Genomic DNA, 11,092 nt, shown 5'->3' on the forward strand with positions numbered 1-11,092 from the left:
TACAAAACCAAATCGCAACATGGAAAGACCATCACAACTGGAAATTATGGAGTATCCTTCATAAAACAGTGTATATGAGTAATCAACAAATTTTATTTCAAATCAAGAAGGGAGGGAACTTGGTTTAAAACTTATATCCCTTTGCGTATAGTTGACTCGGATGAATGATTATGCGCAAAACAAGACCGTTCCTAACAGGAACCTGCCGTTATTCTTTCACAGTAGGTGAATGAGAAGGTGATAGCCTTGCGGACAGGAAAAAGGTGAGATTCCTTTTCGGTAGTTGGCTTTTGTCTTGGTTCTCCAACGTTTTGATAGATTTTTATAAGTTTTTTAAACCAGGACGTTATGAGGAAACACTATATTCATTTTTTATTTTTGCTTATGTTCATGTGCTTGATTAGTAGCTGTAGTAAAGCAAAGAATGTTGCAAAAGAAGTATGTAAAACAAAAGAAGAATGTTTAAAAACCGGGGATGCATTCCTGAGCAAGATTAATAACAACATGCAGGGAATCTCTGAACTAGAGACATATACAGAAGTAGAAAATAAAGAAGAATTAGCAGCGTACGAAGAACAAGGAAAAGATGACGAACGCTACTTCTTTTTAGCATCTTATTATATTGATAACAATGAATTAGTAGATCCGTATTTTGAAAATCTGGATAAAAAAAGATTACAGAAAGTCTTTGCTGATGATAAAGAATCGAGAGAAGAAATTAGTGTACTTCATGAAGATACAGATTATCACGAAACATTATGGGATATGTACAGTGTGTTAATACCAGCAAAATATAGAGAGAATATAAAAGAATTTGATATTGTATCGGATGGATATGATAATATCGTTGCTCATGTGGTGCAAAATGAAAACAATCCTGAAGACTGGGTATTAAGTTTAGATGCATTAGATTCCAACGTTAATATAAACGAAGTGATGAAAACGTTAATTCATGAAACTGCTCATGTGTTAACGTTAAATAAAACGCAAATTCCTGTAGATAAAAAGTATATAAAAGCTGTTACGGAAGAAAAAGACATTTCCGCATATGAATCGAAATGTACGTCGCTGTTTTTGACAGAAGGCTGTACAAAGAAAGAGTCGTATGTGAATCAATTTTATGAACAGTTTTGGAAACCACTTGAAGGTGAATGGAAAGAGAAGAAAGTAGAAACAGATGTAGAAGCGCAAATGCAGTTTTTTAAAGATCATGAAGACAAATTTGTTTCTGAATATGCAACAACGAACGTCGCAGAAGATATTGCCGATACATTTACAGCATTCATTTTACAGGATTCTAACAAAGTGAAAGAGTCAAAGGAAGTAAAGTATCAAAAGATTGCTTTCTTTTATCAATTCCCAGAGCTTGTGAAGATGCGAGCGGAAGTGCTGGCAGGATTGCAGCAAATTTCGGAGGAAGTGGAAGAAGCGTAGGATGAAAAAATATGAATCTTGCAATCCGTGGAATAATGCGCGAAAAAAATGTCGAATTAACTTGAAATTTGTTGTAAAATGAGGATTAGAATTTTAGGATGTGATCTATAGAGAAGATGCGAATCTTTTTTTTTTTTCAGTAAGAGAAGAGAATCTATAAATACATCGAAAATTAATACATAATAGAATGGAGAAGAAGACATGAATCAAGAGCTAGCAGGGTTTTGGAGGCGCTTTGGTGCCAATTTTATCGATGGATTAGTAGTAATTCCATTTTTTGTTATTTTTATATTATTAGGTATGTCCATTGAGACATCAGAAAATATAGTAGGTATTTTCCAAACGCTATACTACTTAATCGTTCCTATTGTATGGGCAGGGTTTACAGTTGGTAAGAAAACGGTAAACATTCGCATTGTACGTATGGATGGAAAGAAAATTACAATTTGGACTATGTTAAAACGTAATCTATTAGCTGGAATTGTATATGGAGTTACGTTTGGAATTGCTGTTATCGTAAGTGCATTTATGATAGCACTGCGAAAAGATAAACGCTCTATTCACGATTTGATTGCAGGAACGCAAGTTATTCGTGATTAATAAGAAAGCAACCTACATTGTGTTAGGTTGCTTTTTTCGTACGCGTAATGAACTTTTCAAATGCTGCGACAAGCACATACATAAGTGTGGCGAGAATACATGTGAGAAGCACGCTCAGCAAGACGAGCGTAAAGTTAAAGACTTGAAAGCCGTAGCTAATTAAATAGCCGAGTCCTTCTTTGGAAATGAGCAGTTCACCGAAAATGACTCCGACCCAAGAGAGGCCGACATTTACTTTTAATGTGGAAATAATCGCTGAGAACGATGCTGGTAAAATGACTTGTTTATAGCATTGCCATTTGTTTGCGCCAAAGGTTTGCATGACTTTTACATAATTAGCGTCTACTTCTTGAAAAGCGCTATAAATGACGAGAATTGTAACGATGATGGAAATAATGACACCCATCGCTACTGCCGATGAAATATTCGGCCCAAAGATGACGATAATAATGGGTCCGAGCGCTACTTTTGGCATTGCGTTTAAGACGACAAGGTACGGATCGAGTACACGGGCAATGAATGGGCTCCACCATAAAAAGGTTGCGATGCACGTACCGAGAAGTGTACCAAGGATAAAGCCGAGGCACGTTTCAAGGAGCGTAGTATATATATGTGGCCAAAGGGAATGATCCTGCCATTTTGTGATGAGTAGATGAAAGATGCTAGACGGTGAGCTAAATAACAATGGATCAATCCACTCGTTTCGGCTAGCGATTTCCCATAATACGAAAAAGAGTATGAGCAGGAGCAGCTGCAATATCCGAACGGCAAATGTCCGCTTTGTTTCACGTTTTTGAAAGCTTTGATGAAACTCTTTTATATTATCCAAGGCGTTCCAACTCCTTCCATATTAACTGGAAGAATGAAGGGAAATCATGGTGCTGACGCGCTTCAAAGGGAGAGAGAGAGCGAATGGTTTCTGGGACTGAAAATACTTTCGTGATGCGGCCTGGTTTCGCTTGCAACAAGTAAATACGATCGCTCATCGCAATGGCCTCTTCAATGTCATGTGTAACGAGAAGTGACGTTTTCTTATATTCTTTTAAAATAGAAAAAACGAGTTCTTCTAATTTCAACTTTGTTTGATAATCAAGAGCAGAAAATGGTTCATCTAGTAATAATATTTTCGGATTTGTGACTAGTGTTCGGACGAGAGCAGCGCGCTGGCGCATTCCACCTGATAATTCACGTGGGTATTGCTTCTCAACCCCTTGTAGGCCAACTTCTTCTAGCAAATGCAAAGCATGTTGTTTCGTTTTGGATGTGTATGTTTTTGTAATGTGTAAGCCGACGGAAATATTATCTTCAATCGTTTTCCACGGAAACAAGTAATCTTGCTGGAGCATATAACCAATGGAAGACGTCGGTTTTGTAATACGTTCACCATCAAGAAAGACGGTTCCTTCAATGGGCTGTAGTAAACTTGAAATGATAGAAAGTAATGTTGTTTTGCCGCAGCCGCTTGGGCCGAGGAAGGAGATAAATTCTCCTTCCTCGATTGTTAAAGAAATATTCGATAAGACAAGGCTGGCATTGCCTTTTGAGAAGAAGCAATGAGATACGTTAGAAAGTTCTAGGAAGTTCATTAGACCCGCCTCTATTTCTTAATGACACTTTCTGCGATGGATGTGTTCACTAACTCTTTATGTTGCACTTCTTTCGGTAATTCGCCAGCTTCTTTCATAATGCTTTGTAGTTGTTTCCACTCTGCCTCGTCTAACAATGGATTTGTTGCGTACGAATGTTGTTGTTTATAACGATCGATGACTTTTACCATAATATCTTTTGGGGTATCTTTAAAACGTGGTTCAACAGCTTTGGCAATTTCGTCTGAGCTATGTGTATCGACCCATTGCTGCGCTTTATAAATAGCGCGTGTAAATTTCTCCGCGGTTGCCTTATCTTTCTTTAAGAAACTTTCTTTTGCCATAAAGGTTGTATACGGAACAGTTCCGGATTCAACGCCGAATGAAGCAACGATATAACCTTTTCCTTCTTTCTCGAGAATGCTAGCAGTTGGTTCAAAGAGCTGCACGAAATCGCCTGTGCCAGATGCAAAGGCATTGGCGATATTCGCAAATTCGATATTTTGAATTAAATTTGTATCTTTGTGCGGATCAATTCCATGTTTTTTCAGTACGTATTCCCCAACCATTTGCGGCATCCCGCCTTTACGCTGACCGAGAAAAGTTGTGCCTTTCACATCATTCCAGTTAAAAGAATTAAGTTTTTTACGAGAAACGAGAAATGTTCCATCTGTTTGTGTTAATTGAGCAAAGTTAATTGCCGGATCTTTTGCTCCTTGCGCATAAACATAAATAGACGTTTCTGAACCGACAAGCGCAATATCGATGCCGTTTGATAATAAAGCTGTCATCGTTTTATCGCCGCCAGCAGTTGTTTGTAGGTCAACTTCTAGCCCTTCATCTTTAAAAAATCCTTTTTCCATCGCGACATATAATGGAGCGTAAAATAATGAATGTGTCACCTCACCAACACGCATTTTCTGTACCTTTGCACTTTCTTCTTTTTTATTACACGCAACAAACGTAAAGGCAATAAGGATAACAATTAAAAAACATGCTAGAACTTTTCGCAATGTATGACACCTCCCAAAATACATTTACTTTAATGTATGTAGGTAAATGCCTATATGTGAGTGGACACAGGAGGAATTTTTTGAATAAAAAATACAGCAATCGTTACAATAAAGTACATAAAAAGATTATGGAGGATACACGTGGAAACGAAAGCGATTATAGCACTAGGTATTTTCTTACTTGCATACGCTGGGATTATTTCGGAAAAACTCCACCGTACACTTATTGCTATGTTAGGTGGAATTTTGATGGTGGTTTTTGGGGTCATCGATCAAAAAACAGCTATTCATCATATTGATTTTAATACAATTGGTTTGTTAATTGGGATGATGATCATTGTATCGATTACTGCGCAGACAGGCGTATTTGGCTACATTGCGATACGGGCTGCGAAAAAGGTGAAAGGACATCCGATTCGACTTCTCTTTGTGCTCGGACTGATTACTGCCATCGCATCCGCTTTTTTAGATAATGTCACGACAGTTTTACTCATCGTTCCAGTTACATTAAGTATCACATCACAACTGAAGGTAAATCCAACTCCGTATTTAATTACTCAAATTTTCGCCTCGAATATCGGTGGTACTGCGACGATGATTGGAGATCCGCCTAATATTATGATTGGCAGTGCTGTAAAAGAACTAACATTTCTTGCGTTCATTAATCATTTATCATTGATTAGCTTTGTAATTTTATTAGTGTCCCTTGTTATATTTACGTTCATTTATAGAAAAAAATTAATAACAACGCCTGAGTTAATGAACGAATTACTGAGCAAGGATGAAAGAAATGAGATTAAAGATGTAACGCTGTTGAAAAAATGTGTCTTTGTTATTGTTGTGACAATTGGCGGTTTTTTTCTTCATCAATTTATTCATATTGAAACGGCTACAATCGCCTTATTTGGTGCCTTTCTCTTACTGCTTATGACCGGTGACAAATATTTAGATAGAACATTAGAAAAAGTGGAATGGACCATTCTTTTCTTTTTTATCGGTTTATTCGTTATCGTTGGTGGATTGGTGGAAACAGGACTTATCGCAATGATAGCTAAAAAAGCGATGGCTCTAACCGGCGGAGAAGTAAAAGCGACAACTCTCTTAATTTTATGGATGAGTGCGATTGTTTCTGCTTTTGTTGACAATATTCCATTTGTAGCGACAATGATTCCGATGATAAAAGAAATGGGGTCAATTGGCATCACGAATTTAGAGCCATTGTGGTGGAGTTTATCGCTAGGAGCGTGTTTAGGTGGAAACGGAACGCTGATCGGAGCCAGCGCCAATTTAGTGGTAGCTGGGTTAGCGGCAAAACAAGGCCATCATATTTCTTTTATGAAATATTTAATAGTTGGATTTCCTGTGATGATTATATCCATTATCTTATCAACGATTTACATATATGTTCGGTATTTAATATGAAGAAAGAAGAGAAGAGCAGTTTTCCTCAAAAAAATGTATAGGAGACACAACTATGAAAAACAGACAGATTTATATGGATCCTCCGAAAACATTAGTAGTAGGATTCGCTTTCATTATTTTCATCGGCACGATTCTTTTAACACTTCCAATTGCGACAAAAGACGGTCAAGGTCTTTCTTGGTTAAATGCATTGTTTACAGCTACGTCTGCTACATGTGTAACTGGGCTTGTCGTAGTGGATACGGGAACAACCTTCACGTTGTTTGGGCAACTCGTTATATTGTCTCTCATTCAAGTAGGCGGTTTAGGATTTATGACGTTTGCGATCTTTTTTGCAGTTTTGTTAGGAAAAAGGATTTCTTTGAAAGAAAGGCTGTTATTGCAAGAGGCGCTGAACAATTTATCTATTGCGGGCATTGTTCGTTTGGCAAAAAGAATTCTTATTTTTACAATTGTAATTGAATTCATCGGTGCGATTTTATTAGCAATTCGTTTTGCATTTGATATGCCGCTTTCTAAGGCTATATATTACGGGATATTCCATGCCGTTTCGAATTTTAATAACGCAGGATTCGATATCATGGGGGAGTTTAAAAGTTTGACTGCGTATGTAGAAGATCCAATTGTCACATTGGTAGTTTGTGTGTTAATTACATTAGGCGGTATTGGTTTTATTGTTATGAATGAGGTATATGAATATAGACAGATCGGGCGCCTTTCCTTACATACGAAGGTAGTTCTTTTTACAAGCTCCCTGCTAGTAGTAGGAGGAACGATTCTTATTTTCTTGTTGGAATTTCATAATCCAAAAACGCTACAACCGTTATCCATGTTTGGTAAATTTTTAGCTTCCTTGTTTCAAGCTGTTACGCCAAGAACAGCTGGGGCAAATACGCTCAGTATTTCAGATTTACACCATTCAACCCTTTTTATTATTATTATTCTCATGTATATCGGGGCTTCTCCTGGATCTACGGGTGGAGGAATCAAAACAACTACATTTGCAATCCTTTTAGGAGCAGTACGGTCACAAATAAAAGGAAAAGAAGACGTGACCTTTTTTCGAAAAAGAATTGCATACGATACAATTTATAAATCACTTACCGTTATGTTAGCGGGTCTATTTATCGTTATAATCGCTGCCATGCTGCTAACAATAACGGAGCCAGGAAAGGACTTTTTAATGATTCTCTTTGAAGCAACATCTGCTTTTGGAACGGTAGGGCTCTCTATGGGACTAACTCCTGAATTGTCTCCGCTTGGTAAAATCATCATTACTTTAACGATGTTCGCAGGAAGGGTAGGTCCATTGACCATTGCTTTTGCCGTTACACTGCGAAGAAATTCAGATCCGTTCAGTTATCCAAAGGGAAAAATTATGATTGGTTAGGTGTTCATTCATCCTTAGAGGAGCGATAGGAATATGAAAAAGCAATACGCAGTCATTGGACTCGGAAGGTTTGGTTCAAGTATTGTAAATACATTAGTAGAAGCAGGAAATGAAGTATTGGCAATTGATAGTAATGAAAAACGTGTAAATGAACTGGAGGATGCGGCCACCCATGCTGTGATCGCTGATGCGACAGATGAAGAAGTATTAAAAGCAATCGGCATTCGGAATATTGATACAGTCATTGTCGCAATTGGAAATGATATTCAAGCAAGCATTTTAACCGTCTTGGTACTAAAAGAATTAGGCGTAAACAAAGTTGTCGTCAAGGCGCTTAATAAACGGCACGGCCAAGTGTTAGAGAAGGTAGGCGCGGACTGGGTCGTATTCCCTGAGTGGGATATGGGTGAGCGTGTAGCCCATCAGCTTATGTTACCGAATGTTCTTAATTTCATTGAACTCGCCAAAGATTACAATATTGAAGAAATTAAAGTGCCTCCTAGCATGTCAGGGAAAAGTCTGAAAGAACTGGATATTCGAGCAAAATTAAATTTAAATGTCATTGCGATTAAAAGTAAGGGGAGAATCAATATTTCTCCTTCCCCAGATGAAGTCGTGCAAGAAGGGGATGGTTTAGTTATGATTGGAGAAAAGAGTAATTTGCATCGTTTTGCAGATTTTGAATAAGCAGTAAGCAGTAAGCATGAAAAGGTTGTAACCAACAAAAAAACCCCCTTTTTCTTTTTAGGAGGGACGAGAGCATCTGGCCGTGCATAGAAACGGTCAGGGCCTTTTTTTACCACATGCGAAGTTCAAACAAAGGAAGAAAGCGAGTGCAGGCTCCTTTTTCCTACATAGCCGTAATCTATATAAATACCAATTAAAAAACCGGTATAAAAACCTCTTTCTTTTAGATGGCCGAGAGGGACTGGCTATGTATAGAAGCGGTCAGGGCCTTTTCCTGCCACATGCAAGGTTTAAAACAAAATGACAAAGCGAGTGCAAGTCATGTTTTGTTCTGCATAACAGCGACTTATATGACGGAAAATTAAAATGGATATATATATCGAGGTGTTTGTTATATACACATTGATACCACTGAGTCGTTTACTACGAGGAGAATACTGCATTCCTTTCTTTTTTTCCTGACTAAGGTTGTAGTTGACATGCATCTTACTGAAGTTATAATTATTTGAGAATCTTAATATTTATATTTAGGATACAGGCCTCAAATCTGAAAAAAACCACGTTAAGCAAATTTCACCATAAAATGATGTGAATTTAGTCCTGCTAAGAGTAGGGGGATACAACACAAAATATCATTTGTGTTGCATGACATGGAGAAAAAACTATTAAAATCGGTTGCTAACGCAACAAAATTTACTCCAAGTAGTCTGTTTTTATATGAAATCCAATTTAAAACATGGTGAAATTAGCTAAAAACTCTTAACGTGTTTTTTTTCAAAATGTGGCGGTACTCCTATTTATTAAGAGAATAAAAAAGGAAGGAGTACAGCATGAATCGACAAAGGAAGAAGAACAGTATGAATCTACAAGGAAGGGGGACTAAAAGTTACAAACCAAAGTGCGCTAAATTTTCTGAATTATTACACGTTTTATTCGCTTTTATGGTAATTATGTTGCCACAGCAACTTTATCCAATAATATCTCATGCAGAGTATGCGGACAATCCAATTGGAAATCAATTACAGAAACCAGATAAGAGTGAGAAATTTGTTTTAAAACCAATGGGAGATGCAAATAAGAGAAGATCTTTAGAAAATCGTACAATGTATCACTCTGATTTAGAACCGACAGGAATTTTTGTTAAAAAAGGAGGACATATTAAAATTCAAGTTCACAATGCTGATAATTCAGCAAAACTGTATGCTACTATCGGACAAGTTGGAACATATGAGTATCTAAATGATAATAAAAATATTGGTTATACTAATTTTGAATTAAAAAGTGGAGATAATGACATCGTTTTTGATAAAGGAGATGGAATGTTATATCTCAAAAATACATCTGAAACAAATACAATTACAGTTTCGATATTGGGGGGAGAAGCTGTCCCTAAATTCATTTTAGGGAAAACCAAGCAAGAAGAATGGCTAAACATGTTGGAAAAAATGCAAAAGGCTCCATTTGTTGAACTAGTTGGTCAACATGTATTTGGTACATTTCAATATCCACTTGCAGCTAAAACGTTAAAAGATAGATCAGTAGAAGATCTATTAAAGTACTGGGACAAAGTATATTTAATTCAAAATGAAGTTTCAGGATTAGATTTGAACGCCAATGGTGTTGCCCAAAAATATGATAATAGAATACATATTGTGAGCCCGGATAACGGTCCCGGATATGCTTATGCAACAAGTGGACATATTGGTTTCCAAAAAAATACTGGTGCAGCTAAAGATATTTTGAGTACTCCTTCAAATCAAGAACAATGGGGTGTATGGCATGAGATGGGACATACATACCAGAATCCAGATTATACATGGAATGGTCTAGGAGAAGTAACTGTGAATATTCCAGCGTTAGTCATTCAAGAAAAGCTCGGGTTTACTAATCGCCTGAAAGGTTCAAGAAAGGAAATAAGTGACTTTTTAAATTTAAATAATCCTAATAAAAACTTTGATAATGCTAGTGTATGGGTTAAGCTTGGAATGTTTGAGCAATTACGCCAAGCATATGGAAATAATTTTTATCCAAAACTTAATCAAGAGTATCGTATTTTAAAAAATTATAACTTGAATACTGATGATAGTAAAAAGCAATTATTTATTCAGATGACAAGTAAGGTTGCCAACAGAAATTTATTACCTTTCTTTGAAAAATGGGGACTATATGCAAATGACGAAACGAAAAAGATAGTAGAACAATATCCGAAAATAACAAAACCCATTTGGAACAATATAATAGAAGAAAATAAAATAGTAGATAGAGAACTTAGTCCGTACATGATCCCGATAGCAAATATAAAAGCTAGTCCAACAGCACTATTAGGAGAACAGGATAGTTCTCATTTAGATGTCTCTAAATTTTTAACAAATATTCGTAATTTAAATGATGACTCCAATGTTAATATTTCTGTTACCCCTTCCTCTATTGAAGCTTTTAAGGTTGGAAAAAATGCTGGGAATTTATTAGTGAAGTTAACAAACAAGTATGGAAATAGTAATCTTATAAAGATTCCAGTTAATGTGGAATATGGGGATACACTAGAATTTTTAGGGTTGGGATCATACTTAGTAGGAAATCTAACGGTACATCCTGAAACAAAAAAATTAAGTTTTTTAGGAACAAATAATTCAGTGCATAGCTATTTTACGGGCAAAGAATATATAGGTGTGGAAATATATGGTAAAAACAAAAAACAAAAAGTAAATGTGAAAGTACAGGGACAAGAGAGTACTAAGAGTACATTGGAAAATGTTATTAACGGTTTAACATATGAGGAGGGGGATATAATTCAAATATATCATGCAGAACCTTCGCGATTCAAATATTATTATGGAAATACAGAAATGACTAAGGAAGGAAATAAAACTTACCTATTCAAGATAAAAAATAATCGATTAGAACAGGTGAAAGAAGAAACAGATGCACCAAATGCGGGTGGAAAACCAAATACAGGTGAG

Annotated in this window: 9 protein-coding genes; 6 read left to right on the forward strand and 3 right to left on the reverse strand. The window is 36.5% G+C overall.

Annotated elements, in window-relative coordinates; all coding sequences use genetic code 11:
- The first annotated feature begins 348 nt into the window (after window positions 1-348).
- Window positions 349-1,434: a recombinase family protein gene (locus V7024_RS08575; protein WP_335518319.1), complete on the forward strand. Its 1,086-nt coding sequence runs from the start codon at window positions 349-351 to the stop codon at window positions 1,432-1,434.
- Window positions 1,435-1,635: 201 nt separating this feature from the next.
- Window positions 1,636-2,034 (forward strand): RDD family protein, encoded by a 399-nt coding sequence (locus V7024_RS08580; protein WP_335518322.1) that lies wholly within the window; start codon window positions 1,636-1,638, stop codon window positions 2,032-2,034.
- A gap of 22 nt (window positions 2,035-2,056) precedes the next feature.
- On the opposite strand, the gene V7024_RS08585 is transcribed toward V7024_RS08580, so the two are convergent.
- From V7024_RS08585 to V7024_RS08595, 3 genes are read right to left on the reverse strand one after another with little or no spacing between them, the layout of a single operon-like run.
- Window positions 2,057-2,863 carry an ABC transporter permease gene (locus tag V7024_RS08585; protein WP_335518325.1) on the reverse strand — a complete coding sequence of 269 codons (807 nt, stop codon included), beginning with the start codon at window positions 2,861-2,863 and terminating at the stop codon, window positions 2,057-2,059.
- A complete protein-coding gene (locus V7024_RS08590; RefSeq protein ID WP_335518328.1) occupies window positions 2,856-3,620 on the reverse strand; it encodes an ABC transporter ATP-binding protein in 765 nt (254 codons plus the stop codon). The genes V7024_RS08585 and V7024_RS08590 overlap by 8 nt, the downstream gene beginning before the upstream one ends.
- A gap of 11 nt (window positions 3,621-3,631) precedes the next feature.
- Window positions 3,632-4,633, reverse strand: a complete 1,002-nt coding sequence (locus V7024_RS08595; RefSeq protein ID WP_335518329.1) for an ABC transporter substrate-binding protein — start codon at window positions 4,631-4,633, stop codon at window positions 3,632-3,634.
- A 141-nt stretch (window positions 4,634-4,774) separates the two neighbouring features.
- On the opposite strand from V7024_RS08595, the gene V7024_RS08600 reads away from it, so the two are divergent.
- The 4 genes from V7024_RS08600 to V7024_RS08615 form a co-directional block, all read left to right on the forward strand.
- Window positions 4,775-6,055 (forward strand): ArsB/NhaD family transporter, encoded by a 1,281-nt coding sequence (locus V7024_RS08600; RefSeq protein ID WP_335518332.1) that lies wholly within the window; start codon window positions 4,775-4,777, stop codon window positions 6,053-6,055.
- A 52-nt stretch (window positions 6,056-6,107) separates the two neighbouring features.
- Window positions 6,108-7,445 carry a TrkH family potassium uptake protein gene (locus tag V7024_RS08605; RefSeq protein ID WP_335518335.1) on the forward strand — a complete coding sequence of 446 codons (1,338 nt, stop codon included), beginning with the start codon at window positions 6,108-6,110 and terminating at the stop codon, window positions 7,443-7,445.
- A gap of 33 nt (window positions 7,446-7,478) precedes the next feature.
- Window positions 7,479-8,132, forward strand: a complete 654-nt coding sequence (locus V7024_RS08610) for a potassium channel family protein (RefSeq protein ID WP_335518337.1) — start codon at window positions 7,479-7,481, stop codon at window positions 8,130-8,132.
- An 857-nt stretch (window positions 8,133-8,989) separates the two neighbouring features.
- A partial coding sequence (locus V7024_RS08615; protein WP_335518339.1) for a M60 family metallopeptidase occupies window positions 8,990-11,092 on the forward strand: 2,103 nt, incomplete at its 3' end.

This window comes from Bacillus sp. JJ864 (genome assembly GCF_036963045.1).
Taxonomy (GTDB): domain Bacteria; phylum Bacillota; class Bacilli; order Bacillales; family Bacillaceae_G; genus Bacillus_A; species Bacillus_A pseudomycoides_C.

Excerpts from the sequence above, each read along its gene's own strand:
- V7024_RS08575 (WP_335518319.1), top strand. The coding sequence starts at position 349 with ATGAGGAAACACTATATTCATTTTTTATTTTTGCTTATGTTCATGTGC.
- V7024_RS08580 (WP_335518322.1), top strand. The coding sequence starts at position 1,636 with ATGAATCAAGAGCTAGCAGGGTTTTGGAGGCGCTTTGGTGCCAATTTT.
- V7024_RS08590 (WP_335518328.1), bottom strand. The coding sequence starts at position 3,620 with ATGAACTTCCTAGAACTTTCTAACGTATCTCATTGCTTCTTCTCAAAA.
- V7024_RS08605 (WP_335518335.1), top strand. The coding sequence starts at position 6,108 with ATGAAAAACAGACAGATTTATATGGATCCTCCGAAAACATTAGTAGTA.
- V7024_RS08610 (WP_335518337.1), top strand. The coding sequence starts at position 7,479 with ATGAAAAAGCAATACGCAGTCATTGGACTCGGAAGGTTTGGTTCAAGT.